Source organism: Kitasatospora sp. NPDC034533 (genome assembly GCF_055575155.1).
The window spans coordinates 55,720-79,030 of sequence record NZ_JBVITE010000001.1; the positions used below are offsets into that span (position 1 = coordinate 55,720).

A 23,311-nucleotide genomic window follows, 5' to 3' on the forward strand; every position below is an offset into this window, starting at 1 on the left:
TGTGTCTGCGGGGCGTCGGGCGGGGTGGGGCGGTGGGGGTGGGCTCCGGGGGCGCTTGTTGCACATGGCTTGCAATTACGGGGTGTGGGCAGCAGAGTGGGGGCCGGGGGTGGGAGTCCTTCGACAGAGCTGATCGTCTTCCCAGCCGGCGACCGCCGGGACAACGGCTCGCCCCACCCCCACCAACAGCCACGGTCGTAGCGAGGCAGCCGCAGCCATCAGGCGGCGTCAGGGGCGTGTCAAGGGCGCTCGCGGAGGCGTCAGGAACGCGTAGGGGCCGGCCGGGCGCCGGGGGCGCGGACCGCAGGATCGGGACCAACCCACCGACTGCGGAGGTCCCGTCCGATGCCCAGCGCCGTTACCACCCCGGCCGTCACGGCCGAACCCGAGCCTCCGGACCCCGGGCCGGGTGACGAGCGGCACCGGCTCAGCGCGCTTGGCGGACTGGCCGCGCTCTCGCTGGACGCCATGGCCTCGGTGGCGTACGGGCCGGAGTCGGTGGTGCTGGTGCTGGCCGCCGCCGGGGCGTACGGGCTGGGCTTCACGCTGCCGGTGACCGCGGCGATCGCCGTCCTGCTGGCGGTGCTGGTCGCCTCCTACCGGCAGGTGATCGCGGCGTTCCCGGACGGCGGCGGCTCCTACGCGGTGGCCAAGGCGCACCTGGGCCGCCGGACCGCGCTGACCGCGGCCGCCTCGCTGGTCGTCGACTACGTCCTGAACGTCGCGGTCTCGGTCACCGCCGGAGTCGCCGCGCTCACCTCGGCCGTGCCGGGCCTGTACGACGACCGGGTGTGGCTCTGCCTGGGCGTGCTGGCACTGGTGACCGCGGTGAACCTGCGCGGGATCGCCGAGTCGGCGCGCTGGTTCATGGCACCGACCGCCGTCTTCGTCCTCTCCATCCTGGCGATCATCGTGACCGGGCTGTTCCGGGACGCCCCGGCCGGCACCGCGGTCGCCGCCGGCCACGCCTCGACGCTCGCCGAGAACGCCACCACCGTCGGCGCGCTGCTGCTGCTCAAGGCCTTCGCGGCCGGCTGCTCCGCGCTGACCGGGGTGGAGGCGGTGGCCAACGCCGTCCCCTCCTTCCGCACCCCCCGGGTCAGGCGCGCCCAGCGCACCGAGGTCGCGCTCGGCGCGCTGCTCGGCGTGATGCTGACCGGGCTCGCCGTGCTGATCGCCCGCTTCCACCTCCAGCCGGTCGAGGGCGTCACCGTGCTCGCCCAGCTCGCCGACGCCTCGCTCGGCCACGGCTTCGGCTTCTACGTCGTCCAGTCCGCCACCGTGGTGCTGCTCGGCCTGGCCGCCAACACCTCCTTCGGCGGGCTGCCGGTGCTGCTCGACCTGCTCGCCCGGGACAACCACCTCCCGCACCTGTTCGCGCTGCGCGCCGACCGGCAGGTGTACCGGTACGGCGTGCTGTTCCTGGCCGCGGTGTCGGCGGCGCTGCTGGCCGGCTCCGGCGGGGACGTCAACAGCCTGGTGCCGCTGTTCTCGATCGGCGTGTTCGTCGGGTTCACCGTCTGCCAGGTCGGCATGGTGCGGCACTGGTTCCGGCACCGCCCGTCCGGCTGGCGGTGGAAGGCCGCGCTGAACGGCTTCGGCGCGCTGCTCACCGGGGTCGCGACGCTGGTCGTCACCGGCACCAAGTTCACCGAGGGCGCCTGGGGCATCGTGGTGGCCCTGCCGCTGCTGGTGCTGCTGTTCGAGGCGGTCCACCGCGGCTACGCGCGGATCGGCGAGCGGCTGGAGCTGGGCCGGGTGCCCGGCCCGGTGACCCGCCGGCGCAGCCTGGTGGTCGTCCCGGTGACCGCGATCACCCGGCTGACCAGGGACGGCCTGTCGGCGGCGCTCTCGCTCGGCGACGAGGTCCTCGCGGTGACCGTGGTGCACGAGCCGGCCGCCGCCGAGGCGCTGCGCCGGGACTGGGAGCTGTGGCGGCCGGGCGTGCCGCTGGTGGAGATCCCGGACGGGCACCGCCGGCTGGGGCGGCCGATCGCCGACTTCGTCAACGAGCTGGGGGCGGAGCGCGCCTACGACCGGCTGACCGTGCTGATCCCCGAGGTGGAACCGGTCCGCTGGTGGCAGCGCCCGCTCCAGAACCGGCGCGGTGCGGTGATCGACCGCGCCCTGCGGCGGCACACCGACGCGGTGGTCTGCCGGCTCCGGATGCGGATGTGACCACACATGCGGATGTGATCACGGATGCGCATGTGATCACGGATGCGCATGTGACCAGGGGAGGCCCGGCCCAGGGACCCGGACGAGGAACCCGCCCGGCCGGGGAGACCTGACCGAAGGGGACGTGGGCGGAGCGGCGAGCGGAAGCCCCCCGGTCCCTGTTCCCGAGCCCCGAGCCCCGAGCCCCTGGTCCCGGCCCCTAGCCCCGGATCTCGGTCCGGTGAAGCGCCCGTCAACGTCGCGTCAACGTCGCGCTATCGCCCGTATGGAGGACGTCAGGGACCCGTAACGCGCCCCTGACGGCTGCTTTGCTGCATCTGCCGGTCGTCCGCCGGCGCCGCGCGGAGCCCCTCCGGCCCAGGCCGCGGCATCTCCCGAACCACTCTGGTGGAGCCCATGTCCGACCTCATCTACGTCGGTGTCACGGTCGCCGTGTTCGCCGTCATCGCCCTGATCGCGCGGGGGGTGGAGAAGCTGTGAGCGAGCGCAGCGAACCCACCGGCGAAGGGCGCGTGTCGCGCCAGGTGCCCGGCGAGCGCAGCGAGGTGGCGGCATGAGCGCCGAGAACATCGCTGGTCTGGTCGTGGCCGTCGCGCTCGTCGGCTATCTCGTCGTGGCGCTGATCTTCCCGGAGAAGTTCTGACATGGGATCCACTCTCGCGGGCTGGTCGCAGGCGCTCGCCCTCGTCGGCGCGCTGGCCCTGTGCTACCGCCCCCTCGGCGACTACATCGCCGGGCTGCTCACCACCTCCAAGCACCTCAGAGTCGAACGCGGCATCTACAAGCTGATCGGCGTCGACGGCGACGCCGACCAGCGCTGGCCGGCCTACCTCCGCTCGGTGCTGGCCTTCTCGGCCGTCTCCGTCCTCTTCCTGTACGGCCTGATCCGCCTCCAGGGCCACCTGCTGCTGAACCTGGGCGTTCCGCAGATGGAGGGCCACCAGGCCTGGAACACCGCGATCTCGTTCGTCGCCAACACCAACTGGCAGTCCTACGCGGGTGAGTCCGCGATGGGCCACCTGGCGCAGATGGCGGGCCTGGCGGTGCAGAACTTCGTCTCCGCGGCCGTCGGCATCGCCGTCGTCGCCGCGCTGATCCGGGGCTTCACCCGCAACCGGACCGACCGGGTCGGCAACTTCTGGGTGGACCTCACCCGGATCAACCTGCGGCTGCTGCTGCCGATCTCGATCGTCTTCGCCCTGGTTCTGGCCGCCAACGGCGTGATCCAGAACTTCCACGGCTTCACCGACCTGACCACCCTCAGCGGTCAGGTCCAGAGGATCCCGGGCGGCCCGGTGGCCTCCCAGGAGGTCATCAAGCTGCTCGGCACCAACGGCGGCGGCTTCTTCAACGCCAACTCGGCGCACCCGTTCGAGAACCCGACCGGTTTCACCAACCTGGTCGAGATCTTCCTGATCCTGCTGATCCCGTTCGCGCTGCCGCGGACCTTCGGCCGGATGGTGGGGGACAACCGCCAGGGCTACGCGATCGTCGCCGTGATGGGCCTGTTCTGGATCGCCTCGACCGCCCTGCTCACCTTCGCGGAGTCGCAGCACCAGGGCAGCGCCCTGCAGGCGGCGGGCGCCGCGATGGAGGGCAAGGAGCAGCGCTTCGGCATCGCCGCCAGCTCGCTGTTCGCCGCCACGACCACGCTGACCTCGACCGGTGCGGTGAACTCCTTCCACGACTCGTACACGCCGTTCGGCGGCGGGCTGACGCTCTTCGACATGATGCTGGGCGAGATCGCGCCCGGCGGTGTGGGCTCCGGCCTGTACGGAATGCTCGTGCTGGCGGTCGTCGCGGTGTTCGTCGCCGGCCTGATGGTCGGCCGCACCCCCGAGTACCTGGGCAAGAAGCTCGGCGGCCGGGAGATGAAGTTCGCCTCGCTGTACATCCTCACCACGCCGACGATCGTGCTGGTCGGCACGGGCCTGGCGATGGCCCTGCCGGGCGAGCGGGCCGGGATGCTCAACTCGGGCGCCCACGGCTTCACCGAGGTGCTGTACGCCTTCACCTCGGCCTCCAACAACAACGGCTCGGCCTTCGGCGGCATCACCGTCAACACCGACTGGTACGACACCGCGCTCGGCCTGGCGATGATCCTCGGCCGGCTCCTGCCGATCGTCTTCGTGCTGGCGCTGGCCGGCTCGCTCGCCCGGCAGCAGCCCGTCCCGGCCACCCCGGGCACCCTGCCCACCCACAAGCCGCTGTTCGTGGGACTCCTGTCGGGCGTCGTCCTGATCGTCGTCGGCCTCACCTACTTCCCGGCCCTGGCTCTCGGGCCGATCGCGGAAGGTCTCTCCTCCTGATGTCCACCCCTACGCTCAACCCCGCACCGGCCGACAGGACCGAGCCCGCCGCACCCCACAGAGTGGCGAGCGGCCTCCTCGACCCCAAGCTGATCGTCGCGTCCCTGCCGGACGCGGTGAGGAAGCTCGACCCCCGGGTGATGGTCAGGAACCCGGTGATGTTCGTGGTCGAGATCGGCTCGGTGGTCACCACCGTCTCCGCGATCGCCGACCCCTCCGTGTTCGCCTGGGCCATCACCGTCTGGCTCTGGCTCACCACGGTCTTCGCCAACCTGGCCGAGGCCGTCGCCGAGGGCCGCGGCAAGGCCCAGGCCGACACCCTGCGCAAGACCAAGACCGACACCATGGCCCGCCGGCTCACGAACTGGCCGGACACCCGGGCCGAGGAGGAGGTGCCCGGCACCGCACTGCGGCTCGGCGACCACGTGGTGGTCGAGGCCGGCCAGACCATCCCCGGCGACGGCGACGTCGTCGAGGGCGTCGCGTCCGTCGACGAGTCGGCGATCACCGGTGAGTCCGCGCCCGTCATCCGGGAGTCCGGCGGCGACCGCAGCGCCGTCACCGGCGGCACCAAGGTGCTGTCCGACCGGATCGTCGTGAAGATCTCCTCCGAGCCCGGCAAGACCTTCATCGACCGGATGATCGCCCTGGTCGAGGGCGCCGCCCGGCAGAAGACGCCGAACGAGATCGCGCTCAACATCCTGCTCGCCTCGCTGACCATCGTCTTCCTGGTCGCGGTCGTCACGCTCCAGCCGATGGCCACCTACGCGGGCGCCCCGCAGTCGATGATCGTCCTGGTCGCCCTGATCGTGGCGCTCATCCCGACCACCATCGGCGCGCTGCTCTCCGCGATCGGCATCGCCGGCATGGACCGCCTGGTGCAGCGCAACGTGCTGGCGATGTCCGGCCGCGCCGTCGAGGCCGCCGGAGACGTCAACACCCTGCTGCTCGACAAGACCGGCACCATCACCCTGGGCAACCGCCAGGCCGCCGAGTTCCTGCCCGCCCCGGGGGTGGGCACCGGGGAACTGGCCGACGCCGCCCAGCTCTCCTCCCTCGCGGACGAGACCCCGGAGGGCCGCTCGATCGTGGTCCTCGCCAAGACCGAGTACGGCCTGCGGGCCCGCGCCCAGGGCGAGTTGACGCACGCCACCTGGGTCCCGTTCACGGCCCAGACCCGGATGTCGGGCGTCGACCTGGACGAGGCGGAGGGACTCCACCAGGTCCGCAAGGGGGCGGCCGGCTCCGTCTCCGCCTGGGTGAAGGACAACGGCGGCTCGGTCGGCGACGAGGTCGCCGCCCTGGTCGACCGGATCTCCGCGGCCGGCGGCACCCCGCTGGTGGTGGCCGCGAGGACCGGCCGCGAGCCCGCCCGCGTCCTCGGGGTCATCCACCTCAAGGACGTCGTCAAGGAGGGCATGCGGGAGCGCTTCGACGAGCTCCGCCGGATGGGCATCAAGACCATCATGATCACGGGCGACAACCCGCTGACCGCCAAGGCGATCGCGCAGGAGGCCGGCGTGGACGACTTCCTCGCCGAGGCCACCCCCGAGGACAAGATGGCCCTGATCAAGAAGGAGCAGGAGGGCGGCAAGCTGGTCGCGATGACCGGCGACGGCACCAACGACGCCCCCGCGCTCGCCCAGGCCGACGTCGGCGTCGCGATGAACACCGGGACCATGGCCGCCAAGGAGGCCGGCAACATGGTCGACCTGGACTCCAACCCCACCAAGCTGATCGAGATCGTGGAGATCGGCAAGCAGCTGCTGATCACCCGCGGCGCGCTGACCACCTTCTCGATCGCCAACGACGTGGCCAAGTACTTCGCGATCATCCCCGCGATGTTCGCCGGGGTCTACCCCGGCCTGAGCCACCTCAACATCATGGGCCTGCACAGCCCCCAGTCCGCGATCACCTCGGCGATCGTCTTCAACGCCCTGGTCATCATCGGCCTGATCCCGCTCGCCCTGCGCGGCGTGCGCTACCGCCCGTCCGACGCCAGCTCGCTGCTGCGCCGCAACATCGGCGTCTACGGGTTCGGCGGCCTGGTGGTGCCGTTCGTCGGCATCAAGCTGATCGACCTGATCATCCAGTTCATCCCCGGCCTCGGCTGACACGGGGAAGGAGAGAAAACCATGTCCAAGCCCCTGCCGACGATCCTGCGCACCCACCTCACCGCGCTGCGCGCGCTGCTGGTGCTCACGGTGATCCTCGGAATCGCATACCCGCTGCTGATCACCGGGATCAGCCAGGCCGCGTTCGGCGACAAGGCCAATGGCTCGATCGTGACGTCCGACGGCCGGCAGGTCGGCTCCAGCCTCATCGGCCAGAGCTTCGACCTCCCGAAGGCCGACCCGGACGACCCGAAGGAGGAGCCCCGGCCGGATCCGAAGTGGTTCCAGCCCCGGCCCTCCGCCAACGGCTACGCCGGTGACAACTCCGGTGCCAGCAACCTCGGTCCGAACAGCGATGACCTGCTGAAGGCCGTCGAGGACCGGCGCGCCGCCGTCGCCGCCTTCGACGGCGTCGACCCGGCTACCGTCCCCGCCGACGCGCTGACCGCCTCCGGCTCCGGCCTCGACCCGCACATCTCCGTCGCGTACGCCGAGGAGCAGGTCGACCGGGTCGCGAAGAACCGCGGCCTGCCGGTGGAGACGGTGAAGCACCTCGTCGACGAGCACACCGAGGGCCGCTCGGCCGGCTTCCTCGGCGGCGAGGGCGTCAACGTCCTGCTGCTCAACAAGGCTCTCAGCGAGCAGAAGTGACGCTACATCAGATCAGCGGGTGACCGGGCCGGGGGGGGGGGGGGGGGGGGGGGGGAAGGGAGGGGGGGGGGGGGGGGGGGGGGGGGGGGGGGGGGGGGGGGGGGGGGGGGGGTAAAGCCCCCCCCCACCCCCCCCCCCCCCCCCCCCCCCCCCCCCCCCCCCCCCCCCCCCCCTCCTCCTCCCCCCCCCCCCCCCCCCCCCCCCCCCCCCGGCCCGCGTCCGCAGACGTGCACCACCTCCCGATGGAAAGAGCAGTGCCCATGGCCCGCGACCTCACCACCGGCACCGGCCTCCGCGGCGGCCGGCTGAGGGTGTACCTCGGCTCAGCGCCGGGGGTCGGCAAGACCTATCGGATGCTCGACGAGGCCCGGCGCAGACAGGAGCGCGGGGCCGACGTCGTGGTCGGGTACGTCGAATGCCACGGCCGCCACCACACCGAGGCCATGCTGGCGGGCCTGGAGGTCCTGCCGAGGGTCCGACGCGCCTACCGCGGCGCCGAGTTCGAGGAGATGGACCTCGACGGAGCGCTCGCCCGCCGCCCGGCCGTCCTGCTGGTCGACGAGCTGGCGCACACCAACATCCCCGGCGGCCGGCACGCCAAGCGCTGGCAGGACGTCGAGGAACTGCTCGCCGCCGGGATCGACGTCGTCACCACCGTCAACATCCAGCACCTGGAGTCGCTGAACGACGTCGTCCGGAAGATCACCGGCATCCCCCAGCGCGAGACCGTCCCGGACGAGGTGGTCCGCCGGGCCGACCAGATCGAACTCGTCGACATGGCCCCCCAGGCGCTGCGCCGCCGGATGGCCCACGGCAACATCTACCGGGCGGAGAAGGTGGACGCCGCGCTCTCCAACTACTTCCGGATCGGCAACCTCACCGCCCTGCGCGAACTCGCCCTGCTCTGGGTGGCCGGGCGGGTGGACGAGGGCCTGCGCGACTACCGGACCAGCCACAACATCGACCGGGTCTGGGAGACCCGCGAGCGCGTCGTGGTCGCCCTCACCGGCGGCCCCGAGGGCGAGACCCTGATCCGCCGCGCCGCCCGGATCTCCCGCTCGTCTCCCCCCGCCACCCTCGGCCGGGACGCTCCGCGTCGCCCCTCTCTGCGCACGGCCGGCGGCGAACTGCTGGCCGTCCACGTCTCCCGCAGCGACGGCCTGGCCGGCGCCTCCTCCGGCGCGCTCGCCCAGCAGCGGCAGCTGGTGGAGACCCTCGGCGGCACCTACCACGTGGTCGTCGGCGACGACGTCCCCACCGCGCTGCTCGCCTTCGCCCGCGCCCACCACGCCACCCAGCTGGTGCTCGGCACCAGCCGCCGCGGCCGGATCAACCGCTTCCTCACCGGCCCCGGCACCGGACAGACCACCGTGGACGCCTCCGAGGACATCGACGTCCACATGGTCACCCACGAGTTCACCGGCCGCGGGCGGCTGCCCTCGCTCGGCCGCCGCCACTCCCGGCGCCGCACCGTCGCCGGCTACCTGGCCGGACTGGTGCTGCCCTGGCTGCTCACCGCCCTGCTCTCCCAGGCCCACCACAGCATCAACCTGACCACCGACGCGCTGATCTTCCAGCTCGGCGTGGTCATCGTCGCCCTGCTCGGCGGCGCCGTGTCGGCCCTGCTGGCCTCGTTCGTCGCCTCGGTGCTGCTCAACTACTACTTCATCCCGCCGATCCACAGCCTGACCATCGGCGAGACCAACAACATCGTCGCCCTGGTGGTCTTCGCCGCCATCGCGCTCACCGTCTCCACCGTGGTCGACCACGCCGGCCGGCTCACCAGCCGGGCCGCCCGCGCCACCGCCGAGGCCGAGACCCTCTCCACCCTGGCCGGCAGCGTGCTGCGCGGTGCCGACGCGCTGCCCGCCCTGCTGGAGAAGTCCCGGACGGCCTTCGGCATGCGGGCCGTCACCCTGCTCTCCCGGGCCGACGGCGAGGTGCTCGCCCACAGCGAGGGCGGGCACAAGGGCGGGCGCGAGGGCGGGCGCGAGGGCCGGAGCGACGACGGACGCGAGGACGGGCACGAGCACGAGGGCGACCAGCCCGGCGGGGCGGACGGCCCGTACGAGACCACCGAGGTCCCGGTCGGCGAGGGCGCCGTCCTGGTGCTCACCGGCCGCCGGCTGCCCGCCGCAGACCAGCGGGTGCTGACCGCCTTCGCCGCCCACCTCGCCGCCGCGCTGGAACGCGACCGGCTGGCCGTGGCCGCCGCCGAGGTCGAACCGATCAGGGCCGCCGACCGGATGCGCACCGCGCTGCTCGCCGCCGTCAGCCACGACCTGCGCACCCCGCTGGCCGCCGCCCGCGCCTCGGTCGGCTCGCTGCGCAGCCCCGACGTCGAGTTCTCGGCCGAGGACCAGGCCGAACTCCTCGCCACCGCCGACGAGTCCCTGGTCAAGCTCACCCGGCTGGTCGACAACCTGCTCGACATGAGCCGCCTCCAGGCCGGCGCGCTCACCCTGCACCTCGCCGAGACCCACCTGGACGAGATCCTGCCCAGGGCGCTCGACAGCCTCCCCGGCCCGCACACCCCGGTCCGGCCGCTCGACCTGACCGTCGACATCGAGGAGGGCACCCCACCGGTGCTCGCCGACCCACCCCTGCTGGAGCGGGTCCTCGCCAACGTGATCACCAACGCGCTGCGCCACAACGCCCCCGGCACGCCCGTCCTGGTCACCGCCAGCCACCACGCCCACCAGGTCGAGATCCGGGTGATCGACCGCGGTCCCGGCATCGCCCCGGAGGATAGGGACCGGGTCTTCCTGCCCTTCCAGCGCCTCGGCGACACCGACAACACCACCGGGGTCGGCCTCGGCCTCGCCCTCTCCCGCGGCCTCGCCGAGGCGATGGGCGGCAGCCTGGAGGTCGAGGACACCCCGGGCGGCGGCACCACCATGCTGCTGACCCTGCCCGCCGCCGGACCCGACGAGGCCGACTCATGAGCGAGATCCTGGTCGTCGACGACGAGCCGGCCCTGCTGCGCACCCTGCGGATCAACCTCACCGCCCGGCAGTACGCCGTCCGCACCGCCGCCAGCGGCGGCGAGGCGCTCGACCGCGCCGCGCACCACGCCCCGGACGCCGTCCTGCTCGACCTCGGCCTGCCCGACCTCGACGGGATGGACGTGCTGCGCGGCCTGCGCACCCGCGCCACGATGCCGGTCATCGTGCTCTCCGGCCGCACCGACGCCGCCGACAAGGTGGGCGCCCTGGACGCGGGCGCCGACGACTACCTCACCAAGCCGTTCCTGATGGACGAGCTGCTGGCCCGGCTGCGCGCCGTGCTGCGCCGACCGCCGGGCGGCGCGCCACCGAGCCTGCCGGTGATCGGCGACCACACCGTGGACCTCGTGGCCACCGTGGTGAACGGCCCGTCCGGCCCGGTCCGGCTCACCCCGACCGAGTGGCGCATCCTCGCCCTGCTGCTCGCCAACCCGGGCCGGCTGGTCCCCGGCCGGCAGATCCTGCGCGAGGTGTGGGGCCCGGCCCAGGAGGGGCGCGGCAACTACCTGCGGGTCTACTTCGCCGGGCTGCGCCGCAAGCTGGAGCGCGACCCGGCCCGGCCTCGGCACCTGGTCACCGAGCCGGGGATCGGCTACCGGTACGTCCCCTGACCGGAGCGCGCCACGGCGTGCGGGCCAGGGACGCGCCCCGCCGACGAGCCGTCAACGCGCCGTCAAGACGGGGACGGTGGGCGACAGGAGGGCGTCAAGGCCGCTCGGTGGCGGTGCTCCGTGGGCGTAGCGTCGGGGTCGAAGGAGCGGGCCCCGCTCCGTGTGGGGGAAGCCCGGGGCCGCTCCGGCCGCCGTCCCCGGACGGCCGGTAGGTGGGGGAGGGGCGCGTGACATCCGTCGCGCGCCCCCAGCCGTTCGCGGAACGCGCCGGGCCCCGGCTCACCCCTCCCCGCCACCGCACTGCCGGGGCAGCGCCAGGGCCACCGTGTCCGCGAACTCCCGCACCGCGCTGGTCCGGCTGACCACCCGCCCGCTGTGCACCACCAGCCGGCTGTGCCCGCCCGCGAGCGCCCCGGCCAGGCTGTCCCCGCGCACCGCCAGCAGCTCCGCCGGGAACCCGGCGTCCACCCGGACCGGCGGCAGCCCGAGCGCCGCCCGGGCCTGGTTCGCCACCGCGTCGTACGCCGCCTCCGGGTCCAACTCCCCGCCGGCGGCCAGCAGATAGGCCGACTCCAGCGGATCGGCCCGGCCGACCGGGTTGGACGGATCGCGCAGCGCCCCGCTGCCCGCCACCAGCGGCACCCGGGCGGCGGCCAACTCCCGTACCAGGCCCGGCCGCAGTCCCGCCGCCCGGCCCTCCAGCCCGGTGCAGCAGCCGTTCTGCGGCAGGCAGACCACCCGCACCCCGGCGGTCGCCAGCACCGTCGCCGCGCCCCGGGCCAGCGCCCCGCACGGGCCGAGCGTCACCCGCGGCCGCAGCGGCGCCAGCGCCCCGACCAGCCGGGCCAGCCGGGGCGCGTCCCCGGCGTCGGTGTGCAGGTCCACCGAGCAGTCCGCCTCCCGGGCGGCCTCCAGCAGCAGCTGCACGTACCCGGCCGGGTCCGGGTCCAGCTCCGGGCAGCCGCCGGCCGCCGTGGCGCCGAGCTTGAGCGCCTCGCGCAGCTGGGCCCGCCCGTCCGCGCCGGCCCGTCCGGTGAGCAGCCGGGGCATCGCCACCGCCTGGAGCTCGGCCAGCCCGCGCAGCGCCTGCCGGGCGGTGAGCACCGCCTCCAGCCGGTCCAGGCCGTGCACGTCGCCGATCCGGACGTGGGTGCGCTGGGCGGTGGCGCCGTAGCCGAGCGAGGTGAGCGCGGCCTCGGTGATCCGGCGGGTGAGGTCGGCCGGGCTGTCCGGTGGCGGGGCGGGCAGGGCGGCGGAGAAGGCGGCGTCGTAGTGGGCGTGCGCCTCGGCGGGGGCCGGGAGCAGCAGGTAGCCCCGCAGGTCGATCCGGGCGCCGGTGGTGACGGTGGGGGTGCCGGGCAGGGCTGGTAGCGGGCCTAGGCCGCCGGCGGTGCCGACCGCCTGGATCCGGTCGCCGCTGATCCGGACGTCCACCACGCGTCCGTCGGCGAGCCGGGCGTCGGTGAGCAGCAGGACGGGGCCGTGCCCGAGGGGGTTGGCCGCCGGGCCGGGCCCGGAGTGCGGCCCGTCCGCGGCTGCGCTGTCCATCGCCGGCTCCTTCTCGGGCCGGCCCGCGCGGTCGGCCCCGTACGGCTGGCCCGTCCAGCCGGCCAGTCCTCCCGATCAATGAGCGACGAGCCTATGGGCCCGGGGGGCGGGTCGCCGGGAGGCGGGCAATAGTCGTACCGGGCCGGGCCGCCCGGCTCGCAGGCCGATCGAACGCCGGGCCTTGGATCGCTCGCCCGTGCACCGCGCCCACCTGCGGTCTTCGCCGCGGGATACGGATTTCACCTCCGGGCGCGAAACGTGTAATCTCTTCCTCGTTCGCCCCTATAGCTCAGTCGGTAGAGCGTCTCCATGGTAAGGAGAAGGTCTGCGGTTCGATTCCGCATGGGGGCTCGGGTGAGAAGCAGTCAGCTCCGGCTGTGCTGCGGATCACTGTGGCGGTGTAGCTCAGTTGGTAGAGCAAGCGGCTCATAATCGCTGTGTCACCGGTTCAAGTCCGGTCACCGCTACCCCGCGTAGTCGGTCGGGAGATCGCACTCCCGGTCGGCTACTCTTGTTGTGTTCTTATTCGTTGTCCAAGGAAGGCACTCCCGTGGCTGCCACCGACGTCCGCCCGAAGATCACGCTGGCCTGCGTGGAGTGCAAGGAGCGGAACTACATCACCAAGAAGAACCGGCGTAACGACCCGGACCGTCTTGAGATGAAGAAGCACTGCCCCCGCTGCAACTCGCACACCGCGCACCGCGAGACCCGCTGACCCTCTCGCAGGGCGACGGGCCTGTGTGAATTCAGGTCTCTGACTCCGGGCCGCATCCCTCACCAGGGGGTGCGGCCCGGAGTTTTTTCGTATCCACCCGCGTTTCCGAGGAGCCGCCATGGCGCTCGACCCCTCCTTCATCGGGCGTAGCTACCCGCCCACCGAGCCGTACGAGGTCGGCCGGGAGAAGATCCGCGAGTTCGCGACCGCGATCGGTGACGCCAACCCGGCGTACACCGACCAGGAGGCGGCGAAGGCGCTGGGCCACCCCGACGTGATCGCCCCGCCGACCTTCCCGTTCGTGATCACCTACCGGGCCGCCGCCCAGGTGGTCGAGGACCCGGAGCTGGGCCTGGACTTCAGCCGGGTGGTGCACGGCGACCAGAAGTTCGCCTACACCCGCCCGGTGCGGGCCGGCGACCGGCTGTCGGTCGAGGTGACCATCGACAACATCAAGTCGCTGGCGGGCAACGACGTGCTCACCGTGCGTGGCGAGGTGACGGACGCGACCGGCGAGCACGTGGTGACGTCGGTCATGACCCTGGTGGCCCGGGCCGCCGACGAGGCGGGGGAGTGAGCGCGATGGCGATCAGCTACGACGAGGTCGAGGTCGGCACCGAACTGCCGGCGCAGTCCTTCCCGGTGACCCGCGACACGCTCGTGCGGTACGCGGGCGCCTCGGGCGACTTCAACCCGATCCACTGGAACGAGAAGTTCGCCCTGGAGGTCGGCCTGCCGGACGTCATCGCGCACGGCATGTTCACCATGGCCGAGGCGATCCGGGTGGTCACCGACTGGGTCGGCGACCCGGCCGCGGTGGTCGAGTACGGCGTGCGGTTCACCCGCCCGGTGCCGGTGCCGAACGACGGGGTCGGCGCGGTGGTCGAGGTCTCGGCCAAGGTCGCCAAGAAGCTGGAGGACCGCCGGGTGCAGGTCGACCTGCTGGCCACCACGGGCGGGCAGAAGGTGCTCGGGATGTCCCGGGCCGTCGTCCGGCTCGGCTGAGCCCCTTTCGCGAGCCCCGCGGCCGCGGCCCGGGTCCCGTAGCGCACGGGAACCCGGCCGCGGCCGCGGGGCTTGTGTGGATAGTGATCAGCCACTAACTTGGAGCCGTGGCGAAGTCGAGCATCCGGATGAGCGCGGAGGAGCGGCGCGAGAGCGTCGTCCGGGCCGCCATGATCGAGTTCGCCCGGGGTGGCTACCACGGCACCTCGACCGAGGCGATCGCCCGGCGGGTGGGCGTCTCGCAGCCGTACCTGTTCCGGCTGTTCCCCGGCAAGCAGGCGATCTTCGCCGCCGCTGCCGAGCGCTGCGTCGAGGAGACCTGGCGGGTCTTCGACGAGGCCTCCGCCGGGCTGTCCGGCACGGCGGCGGCCGAGGCGATGTCCGACGCCTACATGGGGCTGGTCGAGGACCGTGACCAGCTGATGATGCAGATGCAGCTGTACGTCTCGGTGTTCTCGGCCCGGATGGCCGGCGAGGAGGAGATCGGGGAGACCGCCCGGCGGCTGTGGGAGAGCCTGTTCGACCGGGTCAGCATCCGGATCGGCGGCGACCCGGAGGGCACCACCCGGTTCTTCGCGTACGGGATGCTGATCAACACCCTGGTGGCGCTGGGCTATCCGCAGGACCACCGGATCTGGGGCGGCTTCGACGGGTGCGGGCCGCCCGCGTAGGCCGGTCGCACGGTGGTGTCCGCGCGGCCTTCTTTCGGCCCACAGAAGTTATTGAGCAATAACTACCTAGAGAACCTGGGGGAGACCATGACGGAGAAACCGGCGGCGATGGGCAGAGCCGCGATCTGGACACTGGTGATCGTCAGCGCGGCCGGCTTCATGGCCGCCCTGGACAACCTGGTGGTCACCACCGCACTGCCGTCGATCCGCGAGGAGCTCGGCGGCGGGCTGTCCGACCTGGAGTGGACGGTCAGCGCGTACACCCTGAGCTTCGCCGTGCTGCTGATGTTCGGCGCCGCCCTCGGCGACCGCTTCGGGCGCCGGCGGATCTTCCTGGTCGGCCTGGCGATATTCACCGCCGGCTCCGCCGCGGCGGCCCTCTCCCCGGAGATCGGCGAGCTGATCGCCGCCCGGGCCGTCCAGGGCGTGGGCGCCGCGGTGATGATGCCGCTCACCCTGACCCTGCTCACCGCCGCCGTGCCCCAGGCGAAGCGGGGGCTGGCCTTCGGCATCTGGTCGGGCGTCAGCGGCCTCGCCGTCGCCGCCGGACCGCTGATCGGCGGCTCGCTGACCGAGCACTTCTCCTGGCAGTGGATCTTCTGGGTGAACGTCCCGGTCGGCCTCCTGCTGCTGCCGCTGGCCTTCCTGCGGCTCGAAGAGAGCCGGGGCGCCGCCGGCCGGACCCTGGACGTGCCCGGGACGGTGCTGGTCAGCCTGGGGATGTTCGGGGTCGTGCTCGGCCTGATCCGCGGCAACCCGGACGGCTGGACCAGCCCGCTGGTCCTCGGCTCGCTGGTCGCCGGTGTCCTGCTGCTGGCCGCCTTCGTCCGGTACGAGCAGAGCGTGGCCGCCCACCCGCTGCTGCCGATGCGGCTGTTCCGCGTCCGGGCCTTCTCGGCCGTCAACGCCGCCAGCCTGCTGATGTACCTCGGGATGTTCGGCTCGATCTTCCTGATCAGCCAGTACCTCCAGGGCGTGGGCGGCTTCAGCCCGCAGGAGGCGGGCGTCCGGATGCTGCCCTGGACGGCGATGCCGCTGCTGGTCTCGCCCCTCGCGGGCATCCTGTCCGACCGGATCGGCGGCCGGCCGATCGTGGTCACCGGGCTGGCGCTCCAGGCCGTCGGACTGGCGCTGTTCGGTCTGGTCGTGGACGGGAGCACCGGCCTGGACTACGTCGCCCAGCTCCCGGCCATCGTGATCTGCGGGATCGGCATGTCGTTGTACTTCGGCCCGACCGCCCAGCTGGTGATGGCCAGCGTCCGGCCGCAGGAGCAGGGCATCGCCTCCGGCGCCAACAACGCGCTGCGCGAGGTCGGCGGGGCGCTCGGGGTCGCCGTGCTGGCGGCGGTCTTCTCGGCCCGGGGCGGCTACCAGTCGGCGCGGGCCTTCACGGACGGACTGGTGCCCGCGCTGTACGTGGGCGCGGCGGCCGTCGCGCTCGGCGCGCTCGCCGCGGTGTTCGTCCCGCCGCGCGGCCGGGCGCGGGCCGCGGCGGCGGAGGAGCGGGCCGGGGGCCCGGCCGAGGCGGGGGAGCGGGCCGGGGGCCCGGCCGAGCCCGCCCGGATCTGAGCGGCGCACGGGCGGCGGGTGGCGGGGGTGCCGGCGGGCGTCCCCGCCACCCGTACGCTGGTGGGCGTGCTGGTAGAAAACGACGCCCCCCTCGCCCCGCTGACCACGCTCCGGCTCGGCGGCCCGGCCCGCCGCCTGGTGACCGCGCACACCGACGACGAGGTGATCGCGGCCGTTCGCGAGGCCGACGCGGCCGGTGAGCCGCTGCTGGTCCTCGGTGGCGGCTCCAACCTGGTGATCGGCGACGCCGGCTTCCCCGGCACCGTGCTGCGGATCGCCACCGCCGGCCTCGCCCTGGACGGCACCGCCCTGGAGGTCGCGGCCGGCGAGACCTGGTCCGAGGTGGTCCGCCGCACCGTGCTGGAGCACGGCCTGGCGGGCATCGAGTTCCTGGCCGGCATCCCCGGCTCGGCGGGCGCCACCCCGGTGCAGAACGTGGGCGCGTACGGCCAGGAGGTCGCGCAGTCGATCACCGAGGTGGTCGCCTACGACCGCACCGCCGGCGCGGTGGTCACGCTGTCCGGCGCCGAGTGCGCCTTCTCCTACCGGCACAGCCGCTTCAAGGCCGAGCCGGACCGCTACGTGGTGCTGCGGGTGCGGTTCGCCCTGGCGGACCACGCGGGCCTCTCCACCCCGGTCAAGTACGCCGAGGTGGCCCGGCACTTCGGCGTCGAGCAGGGCGAGCGGGTGCCGCTGGCCGAGGCGTACGGCGCGGTGCTGGAGCTGCGCTCCGGCAAGGGCATGGTGCTGGACCCGGCGGACCACGACACCTGGTCGGCCGGCTCCTTCTTCACCAACCCGGTGCTCACGGCCGCGCAGTACGAGTCCTTCCGCACCCGTCCGGGCACCGAGAACGCCCCCGCCTACCCGGCCCCGGAGGGCTGCACCAAGACCTCGGCGGCCTGGCTGATCGACAAGGCGGGCTTCGGCAAGGGCTACGGCAGCGGCCCGGCGACGCTCTCCACCAAGCACACCCTGGCGCTGACCAACCGCGGTTCGGCCACCGCCGAGGACCTGCTGGCGCTGGCCCGGGAGATCCGGGACGGGGTCCGCGAGGCCTTCGGGGTGGAGCTGGTGAACGAGCCGGTGATGGTGGGCGTCAAGCTCTGACGACCGGGCGGCCTCCGGCGCCGGACGGGCCTCAGGCGGGTACGGCGGCGGTGGCGTCCGCGCTGGACCGGGCGCCCGCCAGCCAGCCGTCGATGTCCGCCAGCAGCTCCTTGCGGACCGCCTCCGGCGCGACCGAGCCGCGCACCGACTGGCGGGCCAGCTCGGCGAGTTCGGCGTCGGAGAAGCCCAGCACGTCCCGGACCAGCTCGTACTGGGCGGCCAGCCGGCTGCCGAACAGCAGCGGGTCGTCCGCGCCCAGGGCGAGCGGCACCCCGGCGTCGAAGAGCCGGCGCAGCGGCACCTCCTCGGGGCGCTCGTAGACGCCGAGCGAGACGTTCGAGGACGGGCAGACCTCGCAGGTGACCTGCCGGTCCGCCAGCCGCTCCATCAGGCGCGGGTCCTCGGCGGCCCGCACGCCGTGGCCGATCCGGGCGGCGCCCAGGTCGTCCAGGCAGTCCCGGACGGACTCCGGCCCGGCCAGCTCGCCGCCGTGCGGGGCCGCCAGCAGCCCGCCCTTGCGGGCGATCGCGAAGGCCCGGTCGAAGTCCCGGGCCAGGCCCCGGCGCTCGTCGTTGGAGAGGCCGAAGCCGACCACCCCGTGGTCGGCGTAGCGGACGGCCAGCCGGGCCAGCGTCCGGGCGTCCATCGGGGACTTCATCCGGTTGGCCGCGACCAGCACCCGGATGCCCACCCCGGTGGCCTCGGCGGCGTGCTCCACCGCGTCCAGGATCAGCTCCAGCGCGGGGATCAGCCCGCCCAGCCGGGGCGCGTACGAGGTCGGGTCGACCTGGATCTCCAGCCAGCGGGAGCCGTCCCGGCGCTCGTCCTCGGCGGTCTCCAGGACCAGCCGGCGGATGTCCTCCTCGTCCCGCAGCACCGAGCGGGCGGTGTCGTACAGCCGCTGGAAGCGGAACCAGCCCCGCTCGTCGGTGGCCCGCAGCCGGGGCGGCTCGCCGGAGCTGAGCGCCTCCGGCAGCCGGACGCCGTGCTTGTCGGCCAGCTCCAGGAGGGTGGCGGGCCGCATCGAGCCGGTGAAGTGCAGGTGCAGGTGGGCCTTGGGGAGGCCCCTGACGTCTCGCGGATTCAACAGGCGTTCCATTCGCGAATACTGCCGTATGCGGCCCCCGAACGGGAACCGCCTCCTTCCGATCCCCTGAAGGGGTGAAAGGAGGCGGCGTGTCGGGTGAATCCCGGACGTCAGGTTGATGCCTTGGTCAGTCGCGGGCCTCGCCGAGCAGCTTCTGCACCCGGCTGACGCCCTCGACCAGGTCGGCGTCGCCGAGCGCGTAGGACAGGCGCAGGTAGCCGGGGGTGCCGAAGGCCTCGCCCGGGACGACCGCGACCTCGGCCTCGTCCAGGATCAGGGCGGCCAGCTCGCCGGAGGTCTGGGGGCGCCGGCCGCGGATCTCCTTGCCCAGCAGGCCCTTGACCGACGGGTAGGCGTAGAAGGCGCCCTCGGGCTCGGGGCAGACCACGCCCTCGATCTCGTTGAGCATCCGCACGATGGTGCGGCGGCGGCGGTCGAAGGCCTCGCGCATCTCGGCCACCGCGTCCAGGTCGCCGGCCACGGCGGCCAGGGCGGCGCGCTGGGCGACGTTGGAGACGTTCGAGGTGGCGTGCGACTGGAGGTTGGTCGCGGCCTTGATGACGTCCTTGGGGCCGATCACCCAGCCCACCCGCCAGCCGGTCATCGCGTAGGTCTTGGCCACGCCGTTGACCACGATGCACTTGTCGGCCAGCTCGGGCAGCAGGGCCGGCAGCGAGGTGAAGCTCGCGTCGCCGTACACCAGGTGCTCGTAGATCTCGTCGGTGAGCACCCACAGGCCGTGCTCCAGCGCCCAGCGGCCGATCGCCTCGGCCTCGGCCTCGGTGTACACCGCGCCGGTCGGGTTGGACGGCGAGACGAACAGCACCACCTTGGTGTTCTCGGTGCGGGCGGCCTCCAGCTGCTCGACCGAGACCTTGTAGCCGGTGGTCTCGTCGGAGACGACCTCCACCGGGACACCGCCGGCCAGCTGGACCGACTCCGGGTAGGTGGTCCAGTACGGGGCCGGGATGATGACCTCGTCGCCCGGGTCCAGGATCGCCGCGAAGGCCTCGTAGATCGCCTGCTTGCCGCCGTTGGTGACCAGCACCTGGGAGGCGTCCACCTCGTACCCGGAGTCGCGCAGCGTCTTGGCGGCGATCGCGGCCTTCAGCTCGGGCAGGCCACCCGCCGGGGTGTAGCGGTGGTTCTTCGGGTCGCGGCAGGCCTCGACGGCCGCCTCGACGATGTAGTCCGGCGTCGGGAAGTCGGGCTCGCCGGCGCCGAAGCCGATGACCGGGCGGCCGGCGGCCTTGAGGGCCTTGGCCTTGGCGTCCACGGCGAGGGTCGCGGACTCGGCGATCGCGCCGACGCGGGCGGAGACCCGGCGGTCGGCGGGGCGGATGGACTGGTCGGGCTGAGGGGTGGAAGCGCTCATGCCTGCATGGTCGCAGAACCCGGACGGACCGGGCATCGGGGTATCGGCATCCGTACGTTTCCGTCCGCATCGCGGCCCCGGCGATTCCCCGGCGGAGGCCCCGCCGCGCCGGACATCCGGCGGCTGACCGGCCGGTCCGGAAGAAGAGGTTCGACCAAACACCCCTCGACCACGTACACTCACTGCTCGACGGCCCGCCGAGAAAGACCGGAGCTTTCACCGCCTGTACGGACAGCGGAGAGAGATGCGGTAGGTTGGTCGCCACCGGAGCCGCGAGGCGCCGTAGGGCAATAGCTCAATTGGTAGAGCACCGGTCTCCAAAACCGGCGGTTGGGGGTTCGAGTCCCTCTTGCCCTGCTGCTAGATCCGTTTCCAGCCCGTTCGCTCCACAGGAGTGAGCGGGCTTGATGCGGAGATGGCACCGATCAGCACCGCTAGCCGGCTGGTCGTGCGCCACCGGGTGCGCGACGAAGTCCGGCAGGACCCGGATTCAGGTGAGGACGAGTGACGGAGACCACGGGCTCCACCGCAACGCCTGAGAGCGGCAACCCCGAGGGTGCCGACAGCGCCGCGGAGGCCACCTCGGCCGAGGCGTCGGGCAAGCGCGGGGGCAAGAAGTCGGGCAAGCGGGCCAAGAAGGGCCTGTTCGCGCGGATCGGGCTGTTCTACCGCCAGATCATCGCGGAGCTGCGCAAGGTCGTCTGGCCCTCCCGCAGCGAACTCACCAACTACACCGCCGTCGTGGTCACGTTCGTCGTGGTCGTGATGGCCTTCGTGGCGGGCCTGGACTACGGCTTCTCCAAGCTGAGCCTCTGGGTCTTCGGCTGATCCGACCGCCCACCTCCGCACCAGACTCCCGACCCGGGCCGATTCTTCGGTCCGGGTCGAGCTGTCGGCGCCGGACGTACGCGCGGCTACCGTGGACTCGGTACTGTTGAAGTCTCCGAGACCTCACCTGGCGCCCGCGCGAGCGGCCGCACGCCGGGCCGGTCGCGGAGCGCGCCACCTTCACCATCTCCAGGAAAGAAGCAGCCACCGTGTCTGAGTCCCCCCTGTACGACGCCGACGAGACCGTCCGCGAGGCGGATGTCGCCGCCGAGCTGGACGCGGCCGAGCTGGCTGACGACGCCGAGTCCGCCGAGCAGATCGTGGACGCCGCGGACAGCGACGAGGACGAGGTCGAGGCGTACGACGAGGCCGAGGCCGGCGAGCCCGCCGAGGAGGCCGCGCTGCACGTGGAGGGCGAGGCCGAGGCCGCCGAGGAGACCGAGGTCGAGGCCGTCGAGGTCGACCCGGTCGCCAAGTTCCGCGAGGACCTGCGCTTCATGCCGGGCGAGTGGTACGTGATCCACACCTACGCCGGCTACGAGAACCGGGTGAAGCAGAACCTGGAGCAGCGCGCCGTCTCGCTGAACGTCGAGGAGTACATCTTCCAGGCCGAGGTGCCGCAGGAGGAGGTCGTCCAGATCAAGAACGGCGACCGCAAGACCATCCGCCAGAACAAGCTCCCCGGCTACGTCCTGGTGCGCATGGACCTCACCCCGGAGTCCTGGGGCGTCGTGCGCAACACCCCGGGTGTCACCGGCTTCGTCGGCAACGCCTACGACCCGTACCCGCTGACCCTGGACGAGGTCGTCAAGATGCTCGCCCCGGACGTCGAGCGCCAGGCGGCCAAGGAGGCCGGCAAGCCCTCGCCGGTCAAGCCGAGCGAGATCCAGGTGCTGGACTTCGAGGTCGGCGACTCGGTCACCGTCACCGACGGTCCGTTCGCGACCCTCCAGGCGACCATCAACGAGATCAACCCGGACTCGAAGAAGGTCAAGGGCCTGGTCGAGATCTTCGGCCGGGAGACCCCGGTCGAGCTCTCCTTCGACCAGATCCAGAAGAACTAGTCATACGGTCTTTGGATTCGGGGTGGGGCCGGGTGCCCCGCCCCGAATCCGTTTTGGTCCAGCGGCGCGGACGCGTTAGCCTGGTCCGATGTGTGTGCTGGCGGCCGGGTGTCGCCCCGGTTCCGCACGCACCAGCAATCACCTCTCGGAAGGACCCGGAGAGACATGCCTCCCAAGAAGAAGAAGGTCACGGGGCTTATCAAGCTCCAGATCAACGCCGGTGCGGCCAACCCCGCGCCGCCGGTCGGCCCCGCGCTGGGCCAGCACGGCGTCAACATCATGGAGTTCTGCAAGGCCTACAACGCCGCGACCGAGTCGCAGCGCGGCATGATCGTGCCGGTGGAGATCACGGTCTACGAGGACCGTTCCTTCACCTTCATCACGAAGACGCCGCCGGCCGCGCGCCTCATCCTGAAGGCCGCCGGTGTCGAGAAGGGCTCCAGCGAGCCGCACAAGACCAAGGTCGCCAAGCTCACCAGCGCCCAGGTCCGCGAGATCGCCACCACCAAGATGCCCGACCTGAACGCCAACGACCTGGACGCTGCGGAGAAGATCATCGCCGGCACCGCCCGGTCGATGGGCATCACCGTCGAGGGCTGAACCCCTTCTCGTCCCCCGTGGTAGGGCCTGCGCGGGCCCGTCGACACCACAACTCCATTCACCATTCAGGAGCAGCCATGAAGCGCAGCAAGGCCCTGAAGGCCGCGGACGCCCAGGTCGACCGCGAGCGCCTTTACGCCCCCCTCGAGGCCGTCCGCCTCGCCAAGGCGACCAGCACCACCAAGTTCGACGGCACCGTTGAGGTCGCCATGCGTCTGGGCGTCGACCCGCGCAAGGCCGACCAGATGGTCCGCAGCACCGTGATCCTCCCGCACGGCACCGGTAAGACCGCTCGGGTCCTGGTCTTCGCGACCGGCGAGCGTGCCGAGGCCGCGCGTGCTGCGGGCGCCGACATCGTCGGTGCCGACGAGCTGATCGACGAGGTCGCGAAGGGCAAGCTGGACTTCGACGCCGTCGTCGCCACCCCGGACCTCATGGGCAAGGTCGGCCGCCTCGGCCGCGTGCTCGGCCCCCGCGGTCTGATGCCGAACCCGAAGACCGGCACCGTGACCCCGGACGTCGCCAAGGCTGTCAACGACATCAAGGGCGGCAAGATCGAGTTCCGCGTCGACAAGCACTCGAACCTGCACTTCATCATCGGTAAGGCCTCCTTCACCGACGAGCAGCTGGTCGAGAACTACGCCGCCGCGCTGGACGAGGTGCTCCGCGCCAAGCCGTCCGCCGCCAAGGGCCGCTACATCAAGAAGACCGCGTTCTCGACCACCATGGGCCCCGGCATCCAGGTGGACCCGAACCGCACCCGCAACCTCCTCGTCGAGGAGGACCCGGCCGCGGTCTGAGCCCCCGTGCTCTAGAGCAGTCCGTACGACGGGCCCGTACCCCCTTCACCGGGGGTGCGGGCCCGCCGTCG

At 72.6% G+C, this 23,311-nt stretch carries 20 protein-coding genes and 3 tRNA genes; 20 read left to right on the forward strand and 3 right to left on the reverse strand.

Annotation, left to right across the window (positions count from 1 at the left end; translation table 11 throughout):
- The first annotated feature begins 345 nt into the window (after positions 1–345).
- The 7 genes from ACZ55U_RS00305 to ACZ55U_RS00335 all read left to right on the forward strand — a co-directional run bounded on the left by ACZ55U_RS00305 (position 346) and on the right by ACZ55U_RS00335 (position 10,868).
- Complete coding sequence (locus tag ACZ55U_RS00305; RefSeq protein ID WP_465520837.1) at positions 346–2,178, forward strand: APC family permease; 1,833 nt, start codon at positions 346–348, stop codon at positions 2,176–2,178.
- Between the two features lie 553 nt (positions 2,179–2,731).
- On the forward strand, positions 2,732–2,821 hold the full coding sequence (kdpF, locus tag ACZ55U_RS00310; protein ID WP_045693083.1) for a K(+)-transporting ATPase subunit F: 90 nt from the start codon (positions 2,732–2,734) through the stop codon (positions 2,819–2,821).
- Between the two features lies 1 nt (position 2,822).
- Positions 2,823–4,487 (forward strand): potassium-transporting ATPase subunit KdpA, encoded by a 1,665-nt coding sequence (kdpA, locus tag ACZ55U_RS00315; RefSeq protein ID WP_465520839.1) that lies wholly within the window; start codon positions 2,823–2,825, stop codon positions 4,485–4,487.
- Entirely contained in the window at positions 4,487–6,601 is a 2,115-nt protein-coding gene (gene kdpB / locus ACZ55U_RS00320) for a potassium-transporting ATPase subunit KdpB (RefSeq protein WP_465520841.1), read from the forward strand. The genes kdpA and kdpB overlap by 1 nt, the downstream gene beginning before the upstream one ends.
- A 21-nt stretch (positions 6,602–6,622) precedes the next feature.
- The gene (gene kdpC / locus ACZ55U_RS00325; protein WP_465520843.1) at positions 6,623–7,252 is read left to right on the forward strand and encodes a potassium-transporting ATPase subunit KdpC; all 630 of its coding nucleotides are present in this window, start codon (positions 6,623–6,625) and stop codon (positions 7,250–7,252) included.
- Between the two features lie 260 nt (positions 7,253–7,512).
- Positions 7,513–10,197, forward strand: coding sequence for an ATP-binding protein (locus ACZ55U_RS00330; RefSeq protein WP_465520845.1), 2,685 nt, complete (start codon positions 7,513–7,515; stop codon positions 10,195–10,197).
- Positions 10,194–10,868, forward strand: a complete 675-nt coding sequence (locus ACZ55U_RS00335; protein ID WP_465520847.1) for a response regulator — start codon at positions 10,194–10,196, stop codon at positions 10,866–10,868. Before ACZ55U_RS00330 ends, ACZ55U_RS00335 begins: the two co-directional genes overlap by 4 nt.
- Positions 10,869–11,147: 279 nt before the next feature.
- On the opposite strand, the gene ACZ55U_RS00340 is transcribed toward ACZ55U_RS00335, so the two are convergent.
- A complete protein-coding gene (locus tag ACZ55U_RS00340) occupies positions 11,148–12,416 on the reverse strand; it encodes an amidohydrolase family protein (protein WP_465520849.1) in 1,269 nt (422 codons plus the stop codon).
- 278 nt (positions 12,417–12,694) lie between these two features.
- Here ACZ55U_RS00340 and ACZ55U_RS00345 point away from each other — a divergent pair.
- The 8 genes from ACZ55U_RS00345 (at position 12,695) to ACZ55U_RS00380 (ending at position 17,486) form a co-directional block, all read left to right on the forward strand.
- Positions 12,695–12,767, forward strand: a tRNA-Thr gene (locus ACZ55U_RS00345).
- 43 nt (positions 12,768–12,810) lie between these two features.
- A tRNA-Met gene (locus ACZ55U_RS00350) sits at positions 12,811–12,883 on the forward strand.
- A gap of 83 nt (positions 12,884–12,966) precedes the next feature.
- Positions 12,967–13,131 (forward strand): 50S ribosomal protein L33, encoded by a 165-nt coding sequence (rpmG, locus tag ACZ55U_RS00355; RefSeq protein ID WP_006604855.1) that lies wholly within the window; start codon positions 12,967–12,969, stop codon positions 13,129–13,131.
- Between the two features lie 118 nt (positions 13,132–13,249).
- Complete coding sequence (locus tag ACZ55U_RS00360; protein ID WP_465520851.1) at positions 13,250–13,708, forward strand: FAS1-like dehydratase domain-containing protein; 459 nt, start codon at positions 13,250–13,252, stop codon at positions 13,706–13,708.
- A gap of 5 nt (positions 13,709–13,713) precedes the next feature.
- Entirely contained in the window at positions 13,714–14,136 is a 423-nt protein-coding gene (locus ACZ55U_RS00365; RefSeq protein WP_465520853.1) for a MaoC family dehydratase, read from the forward strand.
- Between the two features lie 128 nt (positions 14,137–14,264).
- On the forward strand, positions 14,265–14,807 hold the full coding sequence (locus ACZ55U_RS00370; protein ID WP_465521249.1) for a TetR/AcrR family transcriptional regulator: 543 nt from the start codon (positions 14,265–14,267) through the stop codon (positions 14,805–14,807).
- A gap of 87 nt (positions 14,808–14,894) precedes the next feature.
- A complete protein-coding gene (locus ACZ55U_RS00375) occupies positions 14,895–16,376 on the forward strand; it encodes an MFS transporter (protein WP_465520855.1) in 1,482 nt (493 codons plus the stop codon).
- A 66-nt stretch (positions 16,377–16,442) separates the two neighbouring features.
- On the forward strand, positions 16,443–17,486 hold the full coding sequence (locus tag ACZ55U_RS00380; protein WP_465520857.1) for a UDP-N-acetylmuramate dehydrogenase: 1,044 nt from the start codon (positions 16,443–16,445) through the stop codon (positions 17,484–17,486).
- Between the two features lie 31 nt (positions 17,487–17,517).
- Here the strand turns inward: ACZ55U_RS00380 and ACZ55U_RS00385 are convergent, their stop codons facing one another.
- Positions 17,518–18,585, reverse strand: coding sequence for an adenosine deaminase (locus ACZ55U_RS00385; RefSeq protein ID WP_465520859.1), 1,068 nt, complete (start codon positions 18,583–18,585; stop codon positions 17,518–17,520).
- A 115-nt stretch (positions 18,586–18,700) separates the two neighbouring features.
- The gene (locus tag ACZ55U_RS00390) at positions 18,701–19,948 is read right to left on the reverse strand and encodes a pyridoxal phosphate-dependent aminotransferase (RefSeq protein WP_465520861.1); all 1,248 of its coding nucleotides are present in this window, start codon (positions 19,946–19,948) and stop codon (positions 18,701–18,703) included.
- A 284-nt stretch (positions 19,949–20,232) separates the two neighbouring features.
- Between ACZ55U_RS00390 and ACZ55U_RS00395 the strand changes: the two genes are divergently transcribed.
- The 5 genes from ACZ55U_RS00395 (at position 20,233) to rplA (ending at position 23,240) form a co-directional block, all read left to right on the forward strand.
- A tRNA-Trp gene (locus tag ACZ55U_RS00395) sits at positions 20,233–20,305 on the forward strand.
- Positions 20,306–20,452: 147 nt separating this feature from the next.
- On the forward strand, positions 20,453–20,776 hold the full coding sequence (gene secE, locus ACZ55U_RS00400; RefSeq protein ID WP_465520863.1) for a preprotein translocase subunit SecE: 324 nt from the start codon (positions 20,453–20,455) through the stop codon (positions 20,774–20,776).
- Positions 20,777–20,985: 209 nt separating this feature from the next.
- Positions 20,986–21,840: a transcription termination/antitermination protein NusG gene (nusG, locus tag ACZ55U_RS00405; RefSeq protein WP_465520865.1), complete on the forward strand. Its 855-nt coding sequence runs from the start codon at positions 20,986–20,988 to the stop codon at positions 21,838–21,840.
- A 165-nt stretch (positions 21,841–22,005) separates the two neighbouring features.
- Complete coding sequence (gene rplK, locus ACZ55U_RS00410; protein WP_153461023.1) at positions 22,006–22,440, forward strand: 50S ribosomal protein L11; 435 nt, start codon at positions 22,006–22,008, stop codon at positions 22,438–22,440.
- 77 nt (positions 22,441–22,517) lie between these two features.
- On the forward strand, positions 22,518–23,240 hold the full coding sequence (rplA, locus tag ACZ55U_RS00415; RefSeq protein ID WP_207809814.1) for a 50S ribosomal protein L1: 723 nt from the start codon (positions 22,518–22,520) through the stop codon (positions 23,238–23,240).
- Positions 23,241–23,311 lie beyond the last annotated feature (71 nt).

What these genes read in the sequence shown, in the direction of transcription:
- ACZ55U_RS00375 (WP_465520855.1), top strand. Translation starts at nt 14,895, where the DNA reads ATGACGGAGAAACCGGCGGCGATGGGCAGAGCCGCGATCTGGACACTG.
- ACZ55U_RS00385 (WP_465520859.1), bottom strand. Translation starts at nt 18,585, where the DNA reads ATGGAACGCCTGTTGAATCCGCGAGACGTCAGGGGCCTCCCCAAGGCC.
- ACZ55U_RS00360 (WP_465520851.1), top strand. Translation starts at nt 13,250, where the DNA reads ATGGCGCTCGACCCCTCCTTCATCGGGCGTAGCTACCCGCCCACCGAG.
- ACZ55U_RS00390 (WP_465520861.1), bottom strand. Translation starts at nt 19,948, where the DNA reads ATGAGCGCTTCCACCCCTCAGCCCGACCAGTCCATCCGCCCCGCCGAC.
- ACZ55U_RS00365 (WP_465520853.1), top strand. Translation starts at nt 13,714, where the DNA reads ATGGCGATCAGCTACGACGAGGTCGAGGTCGGCACCGAACTGCCGGCG.
- rplA (WP_207809814.1), top strand. Translation starts at nt 22,518, where the DNA reads ATGAAGCGCAGCAAGGCCCTGAAGGCCGCGGACGCCCAGGTCGACCGC.
- ACZ55U_RS00305 (WP_465520837.1), top strand. Translation starts at nt 346, where the DNA reads ATGCCCAGCGCCGTTACCACCCCGGCCGTCACGGCCGAACCCGAGCCT.
- kdpC (WP_465520843.1), top strand. Translation starts at nt 6,623, where the DNA reads ATGTCCAAGCCCCTGCCGACGATCCTGCGCACCCACCTCACCGCGCTG.
- ACZ55U_RS00330 (WP_465520845.1), top strand. Translation starts at nt 7,513, where the DNA reads ATGGCCCGCGACCTCACCACCGGCACCGGCCTCCGCGGCGGCCGGCTG.
- ACZ55U_RS00370 (WP_465521249.1), top strand. Translation starts at nt 14,265, where the DNA reads ATGAGCGCGGAGGAGCGGCGCGAGAGCGTCGTCCGGGCCGCCATGATC.
- rplK (WP_153461023.1), top strand. Translation starts at nt 22,006, where the DNA reads ATGCCTCCCAAGAAGAAGAAGGTCACGGGGCTTATCAAGCTCCAGATC.
- ACZ55U_RS00335 (WP_465520847.1), top strand. Translation starts at nt 10,194, where the DNA reads ATGAGCGAGATCCTGGTCGTCGACGACGAGCCGGCCCTGCTGCGCACC.
- kdpB (WP_465520841.1), top strand. Translation starts at nt 4,487, where the DNA reads ATGTCCACCCCTACGCTCAACCCCGCACCGGCCGACAGGACCGAGCCC.
- ACZ55U_RS00340 (WP_465520849.1), bottom strand. Translation starts at nt 12,416, where the DNA reads ATGGACAGCGCAGCCGCGGACGGGCCGCACTCCGGGCCCGGCCCGGCG.
- kdpA (WP_465520839.1), top strand. Translation starts at nt 2,823, where the DNA reads ATGGGATCCACTCTCGCGGGCTGGTCGCAGGCGCTCGCCCTCGTCGGC.
- kdpF (WP_045693083.1), top strand. Translation starts at nt 2,732, where the DNA reads ATGAGCGCCGAGAACATCGCTGGTCTGGTCGTGGCCGTCGCGCTCGTC.